The sequence below is a fragment of the Streptomyces sp. NPDC048269 genome, assembly GCF_040652395.1.
Taxonomy (GTDB): domain Bacteria; phylum Actinomycetota; class Actinomycetes; order Streptomycetales; family Streptomycetaceae; genus Streptomyces.
The window spans coordinates 22,958-38,078 of record NZ_JBEZLW010000017.1; the positions used below are offsets into that span (position 1 = coordinate 22,958).

General features: G+C 72.5%; 13 protein-coding genes. All 13 read left to right on the forward strand.

Going from position 1 to position 15,121, the window contains the following annotated elements; translation table 11 throughout:
• Nucleotides 1–41 precede the first annotated feature (41 nt).
• Nucleotides 42–1,694: a CTP synthase gene (locus AB0D48_RS20120; protein ID WP_362398288.1), complete on the forward strand. Its 1,653-nt coding sequence runs from the start codon at nt 42–44 to the stop codon at nt 1,692–1,694.
• Between the two features lie 82 nt (nt 1,695–1,776).
• Nucleotides 1,777–2,409 (forward strand): NUDIX hydrolase, encoded by a 633-nt coding sequence (locus tag AB0D48_RS20125; protein ID WP_362398585.1) that lies wholly within the window; start codon nt 1,777–1,779, stop codon nt 2,407–2,409.
• Nucleotides 2,410–2,934: 525 nt separating this feature from the next.
• Nucleotides 2,935–4,905: a tetratricopeptide repeat protein gene (locus AB0D48_RS20130; protein WP_362398291.1), complete on the forward strand. Its 1,971-nt coding sequence runs from the start codon at nt 2,935–2,937 to the stop codon at nt 4,903–4,905.
• Nucleotides 4,906–5,058: 153 nt separating this feature from the next.
• Nucleotides 5,059–6,174, forward strand: a complete 1,116-nt coding sequence (gene ald, locus AB0D48_RS20135) for an alanine dehydrogenase (protein WP_362398294.1) — start codon at nt 5,059–5,061, stop codon at nt 6,172–6,174.
• A 449-nt stretch (nt 6,175–6,623) separates the two neighbouring features.
• A complete protein-coding gene (locus AB0D48_RS20140; protein ID WP_362398297.1) occupies nt 6,624–7,661 on the forward strand; it encodes a ParA family protein in 1,038 nt (345 codons plus the stop codon).
• Nucleotides 7,646–8,164, forward strand: a complete 519-nt coding sequence (locus tag AB0D48_RS20145) for a hypothetical protein (protein ID WP_362398300.1) — start codon at nt 7,646–7,648, stop codon at nt 8,162–8,164. The genes AB0D48_RS20140 and AB0D48_RS20145 overlap by 16 nt, the downstream gene beginning before the upstream one ends.
• A gap of 175 nt (nt 8,165–8,339) precedes the next feature.
• Nucleotides 8,340–9,575 carry a segregation/condensation protein A gene (locus AB0D48_RS20150; protein ID WP_362398303.1) on the forward strand — a complete coding sequence of 412 codons (1,236 nt, stop codon included), beginning with the start codon at nt 8,340–8,342 and terminating at the stop codon, nt 9,573–9,575.
• Entirely contained in the window at nt 9,572–10,216 is a 645-nt protein-coding gene (gene scpB, locus AB0D48_RS20155) for an SMC-Scp complex subunit ScpB (protein ID WP_362398306.1), read from the forward strand. Before AB0D48_RS20150 ends, scpB begins: the two co-directional genes overlap by 4 nt.
• Complete coding sequence (locus AB0D48_RS20160) at nt 10,216–11,553, forward strand: pseudouridine synthase (RefSeq protein ID WP_362398309.1); 1,338 nt, start codon at nt 10,216–10,218, stop codon at nt 11,551–11,553. The genes scpB and AB0D48_RS20160 overlap by 1 nt, the downstream gene beginning before the upstream one ends.
• A 136-nt stretch (nt 11,554–11,689) precedes the next feature.
• Nucleotides 11,690–12,286, forward strand: a complete 597-nt coding sequence (gene pnuC / locus AB0D48_RS20165) for a nicotinamide riboside transporter PnuC (protein WP_362398312.1) — start codon at nt 11,690–11,692, stop codon at nt 12,284–12,286.
• Complete coding sequence (locus AB0D48_RS20170) at nt 12,283–13,362, forward strand: AAA family ATPase (protein WP_362398314.1); 1,080 nt, start codon at nt 12,283–12,285, stop codon at nt 13,360–13,362. Before pnuC ends, AB0D48_RS20170 begins: the two co-directional genes overlap by 4 nt.
• The gene (locus AB0D48_RS20175; RefSeq protein ID WP_362398317.1) at nt 13,359–14,102 is read left to right on the forward strand and encodes an NUDIX domain-containing protein; all 744 of its coding nucleotides are present in this window, start codon (nt 13,359–13,361) and stop codon (nt 14,100–14,102) included. Before AB0D48_RS20170 ends, AB0D48_RS20175 begins: the two co-directional genes overlap by 4 nt.
• A complete protein-coding gene (locus AB0D48_RS20180) occupies nt 14,099–15,118 on the forward strand; it encodes an ADP-ribosylglycohydrolase family protein (RefSeq protein ID WP_362398320.1) in 1,020 nt (339 codons plus the stop codon). Before AB0D48_RS20175 ends, AB0D48_RS20180 begins: the two co-directional genes overlap by 4 nt.
• Nucleotides 15,119–15,121 lie beyond the last annotated feature (3 nt).

Consider the following 15,121-nt stretch of genomic DNA (forward strand, 5'->3'; position numbering starts at 1 on the left):
GACGCACCTCACCTCGCGACCACGGGAGCCCCCTCTTGGCGATGCCGCCCAAATCCATGACGACCAAGCACATCTTCGTCACCGGGGGTGTCGCTTCGTCCCTCGGCAAGGGCCTGACGGCCTCCAGCCTGGGTGCGCTGCTGAAGGCGCGCGGCCTGCGGGTCACGATGCAGAAGCTCGACCCGTACCTGAACGTCGACCCGGGCACGATGAACCCGTTCCAGCACGGCGAGGTGTTCGTCACCAACGACGGCGCCGAGACCGACCTGGACATCGGCCACTACGAGCGCTTCCTCGACGTGGACCTCGACGGCTCGGCCAACGTCACCACCGGCCAGGTCTACAACACGGTCATCGCCAAGGAGCGGCGCGGCGAGTACCTCGGCGACACCGTGCAGGTCATCCCGCACATCACCAACGAGATCAAGCACCGCATCCGCCGCATGGCGACCGAGGACGTCGACGTCGTCATCACCGAGGTCGGCGGCACCGTCGGCGACATCGAATCGCTGCCGTTCCTGGAGACCGTCCGCCAGGTCCGCCACGAGGTCGGCCGCGACAACGTCTTCGTCGTGCACATCTCGCTGCTGCCCTACATCGGCCCCTCCGGCGAGCTGAAGACCAAGCCGACCCAGCACTCGGTCGCCGCGCTGCGCAACATCGGCATCCAGCCCGACGCGATCGTGCTGCGCGCCGACCGCGACGTCCCGACCTCGATCAAGCGCAAGATCTCGCTGATGTGCGACGTCGACGAGGCGGCCGTGGTCGCGGCGATCGACGCCAAGTCGATCTACGACATCCCGAAGGTGCTGCACACCGAGGGCCTGGACGCCTACGTCGTGCGCAAGCTCGACCTGCCGTTCCGCGACGTGGACTGGACGGTGTGGGAGGACCTGCTCGACCGGGTCCACAACCCCGACCACGAGGTCAAGGTCGCGCTCGTCGGCAAGTACATCGACCTGCCCGACGCCTACCTGTCGGTGACCGAGGCGCTGCGCGCCGGCGGTTTCGCCAACAAGGCCCGGGTCCAGATCAAGTGGGTCACCTCCGACGACTGCAAGACCCCGGCGGGCGCCGAGGCGCAGCTGTCCGACGTGGACGCGATCTGCGTGCCCGGCGGCTTCGGCGACCGCGGCGTCAACGGCAAGGTCGGCGCGATCACCTACGCCCGCGAGAACAAGATCCCGCTGCTCGGCCTGTGCCTGGGCCTGCAGTGCGTGGTCATCGAGGCGGCGCGCAACCTCGCGGGCATCGAGGACGCCAACTCCACCGAGTTCGACGCCTCCACCCCCCACCCGGTCATCTCGACGATGGAGGAGCAGCTGGCCTTCGTCGAGGGCGCGGGCGACCTGGGCGGCACCATGCGCCTGGGCATGTACCCGGCGAAGCTCGCCGAGGGCTCCATCGTGCGCGAGGTCTACGGCGACCAGGCGTACGTGGACGAGCGCCACCGCCACCGCTACGAGGTCAACAACGCGTACCGCGGCGAGCTGGAGAAGAAGGCGGGCCTCGTCTTCTCCGGCACCTCCCCGGACAACAAGCTGGTCGAGTACGTCGAGTACCCGCGCGAGGTGCACCCCTACCTGGTGGCCACCCAGGCCCACCCGGAGCTGCGCTCGCGCCCGACGCGCCCGCACCCGCTCTTCGCGGGCCTGGTCAAGGCGGCCGTGGAGCGGCAGCAGTCCGCGAAGTGAGCGCCTGACCGCATAACGTAGACAGCCGGGGCACGGATCGTGCCCCGGCTGTCGCGTTCTCGGGAAGGTACTGGCCATGGCCATGGGCAACGACATCGTGGACACACCGGAGTCGTGGGAGGTCATCGCCTCGCGGACCCCGTTCCAGGGCGCGAAGACCGCAGTCAGGTCGGACCAGGTGCGGATGCCGGACCGGTCGGTGGTGCGCCGCGACTACCAGGCGCACCCCGGGTCGGTGTGCGTGCTCGCCCTCGACGAGGAGCAGCGGGTACTGGTGATCAAGCAGTTCCGCCACCCTGTGCGGCACCGGCTGTGGGAGCTGCCGGCGGGACTGCTGGACGTGCCGGGGGAGAACCCGCTGCACGCCGCGGAGCGGGAGCTGTACGAAGAGGCACACGTCAAGGCCGAGGACTGGCGGGTCCTCGTCGACTTCTTCGCCTCGCCCGGCGGGTCCGACGAGGCGATCCGGGTCTTCCTCGCCCGGGGCCTCTCGGAGGCCGAGGGCGAGCGGTACGAGGTCTCCGAGGAGGAAGCGGACATGGAGCTCGCGCGGGTCCCCCTCGCGGACCTGGTCGCCGGGGTCCTGGCGGGCCGGCTGGGCAATCCCGGCCTGGTGTCGGGCGTCCTGGCGCTGTCCGCCGCCCTCGCCTCCGGCGGGGTGGAGTCGCTGCGCCCCGCCCTGGCCCCGTGGCCGGCCAGGCCGTACGAGGCGTAGCCCTGGGACCCGCCGCCACTACCGCGGCCCGTCCCCGCGCCTCAAACGCCGGCGTGGCTGGGGTGGGCCCGGCGGGGCTGGGATTGCCCGTGGGCAATCAGCCGTGCCGGGCGCACGGCAGCAGCCAATTCCAGCCCCGCCGGCGTTTGAGGCGCGGGCGCGGAGCGCCGTGGGGGTGTGGGGGTCCGGGGCGGAGTCCCGGGGAACGGTGGAAGGGCGGGTAGGGGACAGCTCCGCGCAGCGGCGGGCCCGCAGGCAGCGACCCGACCCTGGCACGACCCTGGGCACAGCCATGCGCCCGCCCGCCAGGATGACGGACGCAGCCGCCCCCGGCTCCCGCCGGGAGGCGCCCCCGGCCCACCCGCGCAGCCGGACGGCCACGCCAGGCCCCATCCGCGCGAGCGGCGCGTGAAAAAGAGGACCATCGGCTGATCCGATTGGGGGATTTGTCCGCCGCGCTCCACCCTGGTCGTCGCTCTGCGTGAACTACGCTCGCAATCCGAAGGCAGGGAGAGGAGCGGATCCGTGACGGATTTCGTCGGGCGGCGGCGTGAGCTCAAGGAGCTGCGCGAGGACATCGCACGGACCGGGCTCGACACCCTCTCGGGCCGCAAGGCCAAAGCGCCCCGCGCCCGCGTGCTGCTGGTCGCCGGGCGACCGGGGTCCGGGCGGACCGCCCTCGCCGAGGCGTTCGTGAGCGAGGTCGCCGATCAGTACCCCGACGGGGTGCTCCGGACCCGCCTCACCGCACCCGGCGGGGAGACGGTGGCCACCGACCGGGCCCTCAGGGGCCTGCTGGAAGGGCTGGGCCGGCCCACGCCCCCCGGGGCCGGTGAGGACGAGCTCAGCTCAGCCCTGCGCGCCGCGCTGCACGGGCGCCGGGCGGTCATCCTCGTCGACGACGCCGCCGACCCGCACCAGGTCGACGCCCTGCTGCCGGACACCCCCGAGTGCCTCGTCGTCGTCACCGCCGAAGGGCCGCTCACCGGGATCCCCGACGTCCGGCCGTGCACCCTCGGCGGACTGGACACCCCGTCCGCCGTGGAGATGCTCGCGCAGCGCATCGGCGACACCCGCGTCACCGCCGATCCCCGCGCCGCCGAGGCCCTCGCCGAGGAATGCGGCGGCCAGCCCGCCGCGCTCGCCCTCGTCGGCGGCTGGCTCGCCGCCCACCCCAAGGCCTCCGTCGCCGACGTGGCCAAGCAGCTGCACGACATGCCCGTCGGTACCGGCGGGCCGCTCGTCCGGGGCTTCCGCCTCGTCTACGAATCCCTGCCGCAGCCCGCCCAGCGGACCCTGCGGCTGCTGCCGCTGGCCCCCGCCGGCATCGTCGACTCGCACGCCGCCTCCGCCCTCGCCGGCTGCTCCGTGGCCGCGGCCCAGTCCACGCTCGACGACTTCGCCGGGCTGGGCCTGCTGCGCCAGGCCCCCGAGGGCCTGTTTCTGCTGCCCGGCTGCCTCACGCCCCAGCTACAGGCCCTGCTCGAGACCAAGGAGCGCCCCGCGGAGGTCCAGCTCGCACGTGCCCGGATGCTGGAGCGCACCGTACGGCTGCTGCACTCCTGCAGGGCCATGGCCGAGGGCGAGGAGGACGGTGTGGACGTGCGGGAGAAGCTGGAGGGACTGCCGCGTGCCCTGCGCTTCCCCGACCGGCGGGCCGCCGCCACCTGGCTGGACACCCGGCTGCCCGCACTCTCGGCCGCGGCCTCCCTCGCCGTGGCCGACGGCGAGCTCGACACCCTGGCCCGCCGGCTGATCGCCGCCCTCGTACGGGCCCTCGCGGAGCACCGCGGCACCGCCGAGGCCGCCCCCGAGCTGTACGGGCTGCACCGGCTGGTCCTGGACGTGGCCGAGCGCCGGGGCCTGCACCGGGAGCAGGCCGCCGCGCTGCTGAACCTGGCCGACCTGGACGCCGAGACCGGCCGGACCCAGGAGGCCCTCGACCGCTACCGGGCCGCGCTGCAGGCCGGACGGGCCGCGAACGACCCGTACGCGACGGGCCGCGCGATGGAATCCGTAGGAGGCGCGTACCAGGAGCTGGCGGACTGGCACCGGGCCGCCGACTGGTTCGGCCGGGCGCTGGCCCAGGCCCTCGCGCGGGGTGAGCGCCCGGACGAGGCCCGGCTGTACGGGCGGCTCGGCAACGTGCACACGTACGCGGGCCGGTACGGGGACGCGCTGCGCAGTTGGCGGGCCGCCGCAGCCGGCTACCGGCGACTGGCCGATGTCCCGGGTCAGGCAAAGGCGTTGAGCGAGATGGCACGGGTCCAGGAGTACGCCGGCCGCCCCGAGGAATCGCTGCACACCTGCCGGGAGGCGGTGGAGCTGGCGCGCCGGGCCGGGGACCAGCGACTGCAGGCCGCGCTGCAGGTCCGGCTGGCCGACACGCTCGACCGGCTGGGGGACCCCGCGGCCGCCCGGCTGCACCGCTCCGCAGCCGACAGGTTGCTGGGAGACGACCCCGCAGCCTGCGAAATCCGTAGTGATTCCGACTAAGATTATTTGTTTGCAAGGCTAGACACGAGTTCATCCTTCATTAAACTGGCTTCACCACGTCATCTCGTGGTGCATCCCGTTGCGCGTACTTGTGGGCGGGTATGTATGGAAGTGCCCCGTTATTTCCCCCCGAGTCAAGGACCGTGATCGACGATGAAGGTCGGCATCCCCCGCGAGGTCAAGAACAACGAGTTCCGGGTCGCCATCACGCCCGCCGGCGTGCATGAGCTGGTCCGCAACGGCCACCAGGTCTTCATCGAGCAGAACGCCGGTGTCGGCTCCTCGATCACGGACGCCGAGTACGTCGCCGCCGGAGCCGAGATCCTCGGTACCGCCGATGAGGTCTGGGCGACCGCCGACCTGCTGCTGAAGGTCAAGGAGCCCATCGCGGAGGAGTACCACCGCCTCCGCAAGGACCAGACCCTCTTCACCTACCTGCACCTGGCGGCCTCCCGCGAGTGCACGGACGCCCTGCTGGAGTCCGGCACCACCGCCATCGCGTACGAGACGGTCGAGCTCGCCAACCGCGCGCTGCCGCTGCTCGCCCCGATGTCCGAGGTCGCGGGCCGCCTGGCCCCGCAGGTCGGCGCCTACCACCTGATGCGCTCGGCCGGCGGCCGCGGCGTGCTCCCGGGCGGCGTCCCCGGCACCCACGCCGGTGAGTGCGTGGTCATCGGCGGCGGCGTCTCCGGCTGGAACGCCGCGCAGATCGCCATCGGCATGGGCTTCCACGTGACCCTGCTGGACCGTGACATCAACAAGCTCCGCGAGGCCGACAAGATCTTCGGTACGAAGATCAAGACGATCGTCTCCAACGCCTACGAGCTGGAGAAGGCCGTCATCGAGGCCGACCTCGTCATCGGTGCGGTGCTGATCCCGGGTGCGAAGGCCCCGAAGCTGGTCACCAACGAGCTCGTCGCCAAGATGAAGCCCGGAAGTGTCCTTGTCGACATTGCGATCGACCAGGGCGGCTGCTTCGAGGACTCCCGTCCGACCACCCACGCCGAGCCGACCTTCACGGTCCACAACTCGGTCTTCTACTGCGTCGCCAACATGCCGGGCGCGGTGCCGAACACCTCCACCTATGCGCTGACCAACGCCACGCTGCCCTACATCGTGCAGCTCGCGAACCTCGGCTGGGTCGAGGCGCTGCGTCGTGACCCCGCGCTCGCCCTGGGCCTCAACACCCATGACGGCCAGGTCGTTTACGGTCCGGTCGCCGAGGCCCACGGCCTGCAGACCCTTGAGCTGAGCGCGCTGCTCGGCTGAAACGTCAACGACTGACGTCAATCTCACGTCTCCGGCCGGACCTTGCCCGCAAGGTTCGGCCGGACGCGTTTGCGGGGGTCGTCGCGGAGCCGCTCAACTCGCCTCGAACGTAACCCTTTAACCCTTTCGCGCACCCGCGAAACTTCGCGGCGACAGCTCGTGCGCCCTTGACAGAGTGGTGTTCGGTTGCCGACACATCGTGCCGGGTCCGGCGGATTGTGTTGCCGCTGAGTGGTGACACGCCATAGAGTCGCCAACCGTCGGCATGGTGCCACGCTGACCTATCGATAAGTGTCCTGGTCACGTCCGAGGAGGTAAGACGACTTGTGAATGAGTCGACATTTGCTCCTGGGGGTGGTCGAGCAGGGACGCCGGAGCGGGGCCAGAACCCCGCCGGGCTCGAGGCTGTCGGCTCCGTCGCAGTCCGCACCTTCGCAAACCACCAGCACATGACGACGCCCCAAAAGAGCATGGACGGCCTAGACGTGAACTCCAGGGCCGGCGACCTGAGCGGCGAAAAGCCCACTGGTTTCGCCGACTACGACAATGTGCCCGAAGGGCACTTCTACGACCCCGACGCGGAGTACGAACCGGACCCCGAGTACGCGGCCACCCTCGCCCCCGACGCTGCCCGCCAGCGCCGTGAGCGGATCGGCCCGACCGGACGCCCGCTCCCGTACTTCCCCATCCCGGGTCCGCTGACCGACCACGGTCCCGCGAAGATCATCGCGATGTGCAACCAGAAGGGCGGCGTGGGCAAGACCACGTCGACCATCAACCTGGGTGCCGCTCTCGCCGAGTACGGGCGCCGCGTGCTGCTCGTCGACTTCGACCCGCAGGGCGCGCTGTCCGTGGGCCTCGGCGTGAACCCGATGGAACTCGACCTGACGGTCTACAACCTGCTCATGGAGCGGGGCATGTCGGCCGACGAGGTGCTGCTCAAGACGGCGGTCCCCAACATGGACCTGCTGCCGAGCAACATCGACCTGTCCGCTGCCGAAGTGCAGTTGGTCAGCGAGGTCGCGCGCGAGTCCACCCTGCAGCGGGCCCTGAAGCCCCTGATGGCCGACTACGACTACATCGTGATCGACTGTCAGCCCTCGCTCGGTCTGCTGACCGTGAACGCCCTGACGGCGGCTCACAAGGTCATCGTCCCGCTGGAGTGCGAGTTCTTCGCGCTGCGCGGCGTGGCGCTGCTGACCGAGACCATCGAGAAGGTGCAGGAGCGGCTCAACCCCGAGCTGGAGCTCGACGGCATCCTCGCCACGATGTACGACTCCCGTACGGTGCACAGCCGTGAGGTGCTGGCGCGCGTCGTCGAGGCCTTCGACGACCACGTCTACCACACGGTCATCGGCCGCACGGTGCGCTTCCCGGAGACCACGGTCGCCGGTGAGCCGATCACGACGTACGCCTCCAACTCCGTCGGCGCCGCCGCCTATCGCCAGCTGGCCAGGGAGGTGCTCGCCCGGTGTCACGCCGAGTGAGTCTGCCCGGAGCCGACGAACTGTTCCGTACGACCGGTGGGATGGCCCTGCAGTCCTCCTCGCCCAGGCGGGGCGCCGACGAGGCTCCTGCCGCCGAGCACTCGGCCGGCTCGGCCGAGGGCGCGGCGGGGGAGAGCCGCAGCCGGGAGGCCCAGGCCGGCCCGGAGCCCGTGGTGGGCGCACCGCGGCGGCCGCAGGAAGGTTCTGTCAGCTCCGGCGGCGCTGTCAACGGAGCCGCCCAGCCGGAGCGGCGGGGCAAGGGGCAGGGCCGGGGCGCCAACCGGCGGCCCAGCGGGCGCGAGCGGCACGACGAGAAGATCACGGTCTACGTCTCCGCCGAGGAGCTCATGGACCTGGAGCACGCGCGGCTGGTGCTGCGCGGGGAGCACGGCCTGGCGGTCGACCGCGGCCGCATCGTCCGCGAGGCGGTGGCGGTCGTCCTCGCCGACCTGGAGTCCCGGGGGGACGCGAGCATCCTGGTCCGCCGCCTCCGCGGCCGCTGACCGGCGGCGCCCGTCTTCCGGCTCACGCCGGGCCCCCGCGGCCCGGCCCCGCACATCGCTGCGGCACCGGGCCGCGCGGGCCCATCCGGCCCGATCGGCGGGACACCCCCTAGGCTGCTCGTGGCCGCGGGTCATCCCGCCGCCCCGCCACCCGCTGCGCACCACCTGGACCGCGATGCCCCTCCCCGCCGAACCCGGCCGACCGACCCGGCGACTCCTGGGCCGCGGACCCGGTGCGCCGGAGGACGCCCCTGAGCCGCCCGCTGCGCGGCCCGGGCACCCCGACGGCGGTCCGGAGCCCGGGGAGGGCCACGGACCCGCTGACGGGCCCCTGGAGGGCCGTGACGGGCTCCCCGCCGAAGCCAGTGCCGCCGCCGCGGCCCGCGCAGAGGTGCGTACCCGCGAGACCGCCGCGGGGGCCCTGCCGGGCGGAGCCCCGGCTCCCCCTGAGGTCCGCACGGACCCCGACGACGGGGCACCCGCACCCGCACCCGCGCCGGCGGAGGCCGGCGACCCGGCCGGGGCCCCGCGCACCCCGAGCCCCGCGGGAGCCGGCCCGGCGGAGGGCGGCCCGGTCGGGACCGGGGATCCGCACACGGCGGGCCCCGCCGGCGGTGACGGGCGGTTCACGCTGCGGCTCGCCAACTTCGAGGGTCCCTTCGATCTGCTCCTCCAGCTGATCTCGAGGCACAAGCTCGACGTCACCGAGGTGGCGCTGTCGAAGGTCACCGACGAGTTCATGGCGCACATCCGGGCCATGGGACCCGACTGGGACCTCGACCAGACCACCGAGTTCCTCGTCGTCGCAGCCACCCTGCTCGACCTGAAGGCCGCCCGGCTGTTGCCGGCCGCCGAGGTCGAGGACGAGGCCGACCTCGCCCTGCTGGAGGCCCGCGACCTGCTCTTCGCCCGCCTGCTCCAGTACCGGGCGTACAAGCAGATCGCCGACATCTTCGAGCGCCGGGCGGAGGCCGAGGGCAGGCGCTACCCGCGCACCGTGGGGCTGGAGCCGCACCACGCCGACCTGCTGCCCGAGGTCGTCATCAGCATCGGCCCGGAGGGTTTCGCCCGCCTCGCGGTCAAGGCCATGCAGCCCAAGGCCAAGCCCCAGGTCTACGTGGACCACATCCACGCGCCGCTCGTCAGCGTGCGCGAGCAGGCCGGCCTCGTCGTACGGATGCTGAAGGCCCGCGGCGAGGCCACCTTCCAGGAGCTCACCGAGGACGCAGGGGACACCCTCACCGTCGTCGCGCGCTTCCTGGCGCTCCTGGAGCTCTACCGCGAGAAGGCGGTGGTCCTGGACCAGGAGGAGGCCCTGCAGCTCCTGACCGTGCGCTGGAGCGGCGGCGACGGCGACGGCATGCCGACCGTGACCGACGAGTTCGACCAGATCGTGGAGGCGAAGGATTGAGCAGCGACACGAGCCCGGCGAGCGCGGTCGCCGCGCTGGCTCTGAAGCCCGCCCTGGAGGCCGTCCTCATGGTCGTGGACGAGCCCGCGACCGAGGCGCACCTCGCCAAGGTGCTGGAACGCACCCCGCGCGAGGTCGCGGACGCGCTGCGCGAGCTCGCCGACGAGTACACCCGCCAGGGCCGCGGCTTCGAGCTGCGCCCCGTCGCCGGCGGCTGGCGTTTCTACACCCGGGCGGAGTACGCCCCGGCCGTCGAGGGCTTCGTACTGGACGGCCAGCAGGCCCGCCTCACCCAGGCGGCCCTGGAGACCCTGGCGGTCGTCGCGTACCGCCAGCCGGTGAGCCGGTCACGGGTCTCGGCGGTCCGCGGAGTCAACTGCGACGGGGTCATGCGGACCCTCCTCCAGCGGGGTCTGGTGGAGGAGGCGGGGACGGAACCCGAAACAGGTGCGATCCTGTACAGGACGACGAACCACTTTTTGGAGCGGATGGGCCTACGAGGCCTGGACGAGCTCCCGGAGCTCGCGCCCTTCCTCCCCGAGGCGGACGCGATCGAAGCCGAGACGCAAGAAGGTGTGCCGTCGTTCGATCCGGACTCACCGGATACCGATGAAGACGACGACAAGACGACGGAACTTTGATGCGAAGCAGCGGCAACGGCAACGGTGGCGGCAACAGGAACAGCAGCGGCGGCGGTGGTGGCGGACGCGGTGGCTCCCGCGGCGGCTCCTCCTCCGGCGGCGGTGGTTACCGCGGCAGCTCGACCGGCGGTGGTGGCTCCCGCGGCGGCAGCTCCGGCGGCGGTGGCTACCGTGGCGGCAGCTCCTCCGGTGGGGGCGGCTCCCGCGGCGGCTCCGGCGGCGGTGGCTACCGCGGTGGCTCTTCCTCCGGCGGCGGCTACCAGGGCGGCGGCTCCGACTCGCGCGACCGCGACCAGCCGGCCCCCCGCATCCGCAACCCCCGTCCCGAGGAGCGCCGCTACGACGTGGGCCCCGAGGGCGAGCGCAGCGGCCGCAGCGGCCCCAAGGCCGGTGGCGGCGGCGCCCGCGGCGCGGCCGCGCGCGGTGGCGCCAAGGGCGGACCCAAGACCTCCAAGACCCCCGGCATCGGCGGGGCCGGCGGCCCGCGCCGCGGCCCGGGCAGCCGCAGCGGCCAGTCCCGCCCGCGTGAGCTGGACGCGCGGATCGAGGAGCGCGTGCGCGACCGGTACGCGGACAAGCCCGTGATCAAGACCCCCAAGACCTTCCCGGGCGCCGAGGAGGAGGGTGAGCGCCTGCAGAAGGTGCTCGCCCGCGCCGGCATGGGCTCGCGCCGCGCCTGCGAGGAGCTCATCGAGCAGGCCCGCGTCGAGGTCAACGGCGAGATCGTGCTGGAGCAGGGCAAGCGCGTCCAGCCGAAGGACGAGATCAAGGTGGACGGCCTGACCGTCGCCACCCAGTCGTACCTCTTCTTCGCGCTGAACAAGCCCGCCGGTGTCGTCTCCACCATGGAGGACCCCGACGGCCGTCAGTGCCTGGGCGACTACGTCACCAACCGTGAGACGCGTCTCTTCCACGTCGGCCGGCTCGACACCGAGACCGAGGGCATCATCCTGCTCACCAACCACGGTGAGCTGGCCCACCGCCTCACGCACCCGAAGTACGGCGTGAAGAAGACCTACGTCGCCGCCATCACCGGCCCGCTGCCGCGCGAGATCGGCAAGCGCCTCAAGGACGGCATCGAGCTGGAGGACGGGTACGCCCGCGCCGACCACTTCCGCGTCGTCGACCAGGTCGGCAAGAACTACCTGGTGGAGGTGACCCTCCACGAGGGCCGCAAGCACATCGTCCGCCGCATGATGGCGGAGGCCGGCTTCCCGGTCGAGAAGCTCGTCCGGACCTCCTTCGGCCCGATCGAGCTGGGCGACCAGAAGTCCGGCTGGCTGCGCCGCCTGACCAACACCGAGGTCGGCATGCTGATGCGCGAGGTCGGTCTGTAGCCCGCAGGACCAGGGCCCGTACCAGGGCCGGGACCAAGGAAAGCCCGCAGTGCCTCACGGCGCCGCGGGCTTTTCCCTTGTCCGGCACCCCCATTCCTGTTTATAGTCAACATGACTATTAAAGGGAGGGGTCGTCGTGAGCTGGACCGAGGTACTCGGATTCGCCACTGGTGCCCTGTGCGTCTGGCTCGTGGCCCGGCAGCACGTCGCCAACTGGCCGATCGGCATCGCCAACAACATCTTCTTCATCGTGCTCTTCGCCCAGGCCGGCCTCTACGCCGACGCCGGCCTGCAGATCGTCTTCATCGCCCTCGCCGCGTACGGCTGGTGGTCCTGGACCCACGGGGGTGGACCAGGAACCACCGAGGCACTGCCGGTGCGCCGCACCACGCGCACCGAATGGGCCTGGCTGGCCGCGGCGGGGGCGGTGGGGGTGCTCGGCCTGACCCTGCTGCTGGGAGCAGTCACCGACTCCACCGTCCCGTTCTGGGACGCCCTGACGACCGGGCTCTCGCTCGCGGCCACCTACGGCCAGTGCCGCAAGCTCGTCGAGTCCTGGTGGCTGTGGATCGCCGCAGACCTCGTCTACATCCCGCTCTACGCCTACAAGGAGCTCTACCTCACCTCCGTCCTCTACGTCGGCTTCCTCGCGCTGTGCGTGGTCGGCCTGCTGGGCTGGCGGCGGACGCTCCCGGCCCGGGGCGCCCGTACGGTCCTGGAGGCGAGGGCGTGAGGCGCTACCGGCACGGCCTGGTCCTCGGCAAGTTCTATCCGCCGCACGCCGGCCACCACCACCTGGTGCGCACCGCCCAGGACCAGTGCGAACAGCTGACGGTGCTGGTCTGCGCGGCCTCCGTGGAATCGGTCCCGCTCGCCGACCGGGTCGCCTGGATGCGCGAGGCGCACCCGGGCGCGGAGGTCGTCGGCGCGGTCGACGACGTCCCGGTCGACCTGCACGACCCGGCCGTCTGGGAGGCGCACATGGCGATCTTCCGGTCCGCCGTGGCCGGGCCGGTGGACGGCGTCTTCACCTCGGAGGAGTACGGGACCGAGCTCGCCCGGCGGTTCGGCGCCGAGGAGGTCTGCGTGGACCCGGCGCGAACCCTGTTCCCGGTCTCCGGGACGGCGGTACGGGCGGACCCCGTCGGCTGCTGGGACTTCCTGGGGCCGGCCGTACGCGCCTCCCTGACCCGGCGGGTCGTCGTACTCGGCGCCGAGTCGACCGGGACGACGACGCTGTCACGGGCGCTGGCCGCGCACTACCGGCGGCGCGGCGGGGCGTGGGCCGCCACGGGCTGGGTCGCCGAGTACGGGCGCCGGTACAGCGAGGAGAAGCTGGCGGCGGCCCGCGCGGCCGATCCCGCGGCCACCTGGGCGGACGTCTCCTTCACCTCGGAGGAGTTCCCGGTCATCGCCCGGCGCCAGGACGCGGACGAGGAGCGGGCGGCCCGGCTGGGCTCCCCGGTGCTGTTCTGCGACACCGATTCCTTCGCCACCGGCATCTGGCACGAGAGGTACACGGGAGGCCGCAGCGAGGAGGTCGAGAAGGCCGCCTCCCTCACCCGGCGGGACCTCTACCTGCTGACGGACCACGCCGACGTGCCCTTCGAGGACGACGGGCTGCGGGACGGACCGCACCTGCGGCCCTGGATGACCGGGCGGTTCCGGGAGGAACTGGAGCGCACCGGCAGGCGTTTCCTCCTCGTACGGGGCGACCGCGAGGAGCGGCTGGCGGCGGCCGTGGCGGCGGTCGACGAACTGCTCGCCGAGGGCTGGTACTTCGCCGATCCGCTGCCGGAGACCCGATGAGCGGGGCGCTGCCCGCGGGCTACGACCCGCACGCCTTCGAACCGTTCGCGGTCACCGTCGACCTCGCGGTGTTCACCGTACGGGGCGGTGGGCTGCACGTGCTGCTGATCCGGCGCGGGCAGGAGCCGTACGCGGGGGCCTGGGCGCTCCCCGGCGGCTTCGTCCTGCCCCGCGAATCGGCGGAGGCGGCCGCCCGCCGCGAACTGGCCGAGGAGACCGGTCTGTCGGCGGCCCTGGTGGCCGGCCTGCACCTGGAGCAGCTGCGCACGTACAGCGAGCCGGACCGCGATCCCCGGATGCGGGTGGTCTCGGTGGCCTTCACGGCGCTGGTGCCGGACATGCCGGAGCCGGTGGCGCAGGGCGGCGGCGACGCGGCCCACGCCCGCTGGGTGCCGGTCGGGGAGGTCGCCGGCCTGGCCTTCGACCACGCGGTGATCCTGGCGGACGCGCGGGAGCGGGTCGGCTCGAAGCTGGAGTACACCTGCCTGGCCACCGCCTTCTGCCCGCCCGAATTCACCCTCGGGGAACTCCAGGCCGTCTACGAGACAGTCTGGGACACCGCCCTGGACCGCCCCAACTTCCGCCGCAAGGTCCTGGCCACCCCCGGCTTCGTCGAGGCCGTACCGGGAGCCGCCCGGCTGACCGGCGGCCGCGGCAAACCGGCCGCGCTGTACCGGCCCGGACCGGCCACCTCCCTGCACCCGCCCCTGCTCCGCCCCTCGGAAGGACACCACCGATGACGACGACCACCAAGCGCGCGGCGACGGGCGCCCTGATCGGCCTGGCCTTGGGCGACGCCCTCGGCTTCCCGACGGAGTTCCACGACGTCCCGTCGATCCTCGCCAAGACGGGGCCGTGGCGCGAGATGGGGCTGCCCCGCCCGGCGATCGTCACGGACGACACCCAGATGACCCTCGCCCTCGCGCGCGGCATCCGGACGGCGATGGAGCGCGGCCGCATCGGCCCCCTGCGCCTGACCCGGCCCGTCCGGGAGGAGTACGTCGACTGGTACCACTCCCCGGAGAACAACCGGGCGCCGGGCAACACCTGTCTGACCGCCTGCCGGCTGCTGGACCACCCCGAGCGGGACTGGCGCGACGCCAGCCAGACCGGTTCCAAGGGCTGCGGCGCGAACATGCGGGTGGTCCCGGTGGGGCTGGTCCCCGGCTGGACCGAGGAGGAACGGGCCGGCGCCGCCCAGCTCCAGTCGGCCCTCACCCACGGCCACCCGACGGCCCTGGCCGCCTCCGACCTGACGGCGCGCGCCGTGTACCTGCTGGCGGCGGGCACCGAAGTGACGGGCCTGGTCGGGCGGCTGCGCTCGTACGCCCTGGAGAACCGCACCCGCTACCACGAGCGCTGGCTCGGCGACCTCTGGATGCGGACGGCCTCCGACGCCACCGCGGAGTCCTTCATCGCGCGGGGCTGGGACGACTGCCTGGCGGTGCTGGACCGGCTGGCGGCCGCCCTGCGGGCCCCCTCCCCGGAGACGGACCCCTGCCTGACCACCGGCGACGGCTGGATCGCGGAGGAGGCCCTCGCCACGGCCCTGCAGTGCTTCCTGCTCTTCCCGGAGGAACCCCTCCTGGCCCTGCGCCGCGCGGCCTGCACGAAGGGCGACTCCGACTCGATCGCCTGCCTCGCGGGCGCCTTCGCGGGCGCCCACCTCGGCGCGGACGTCTGGCCCCGCGAGTGGGAGGGCCGCATCGAATACCGGGACGAACTCCTGGCCTTCGGCTCCCTCTGGGATGCTTGATCC

Coding starts and splice junctions, on each gene's coding strand:
- AB0D48_RS20120 (WP_362398288.1), top strand. CDS start 42: ATGCCGCCCAAATCCATGACGACCAAGCACATCTTCGTCACCGGGGGT.
- AB0D48_RS20125 (WP_362398585.1), top strand. CDS start 1,777: ATGGGCAACGACATCGTGGACACACCGGAGTCGTGGGAGGTCATCGCC.
- ald (WP_362398294.1), top strand. CDS start 5,059: ATGAAGGTCGGCATCCCCCGCGAGGTCAAGAACAACGAGTTCCGGGTC.
- AB0D48_RS20140 (WP_362398297.1), top strand. CDS start 6,624: ATGACGACGCCCCAAAAGAGCATGGACGGCCTAGACGTGAACTCCAGG.
- AB0D48_RS20150 (WP_362398303.1), top strand. CDS start 8,340: ATGCCCCTCCCCGCCGAACCCGGCCGACCGACCCGGCGACTCCTGGGC.
- AB0D48_RS20160 (WP_362398309.1), top strand. CDS start 10,216: ATGCGAAGCAGCGGCAACGGCAACGGTGGCGGCAACAGGAACAGCAGC.
- AB0D48_RS20175 (WP_362398317.1), top strand. CDS start 13,359: ATGAGCGGGGCGCTGCCCGCGGGCTACGACCCGCACGCCTTCGAACCG.
- AB0D48_RS20180 (WP_362398320.1), top strand. CDS start 14,099: ATGACGACGACCACCAAGCGCGCGGCGACGGGCGCCCTGATCGGCCTG.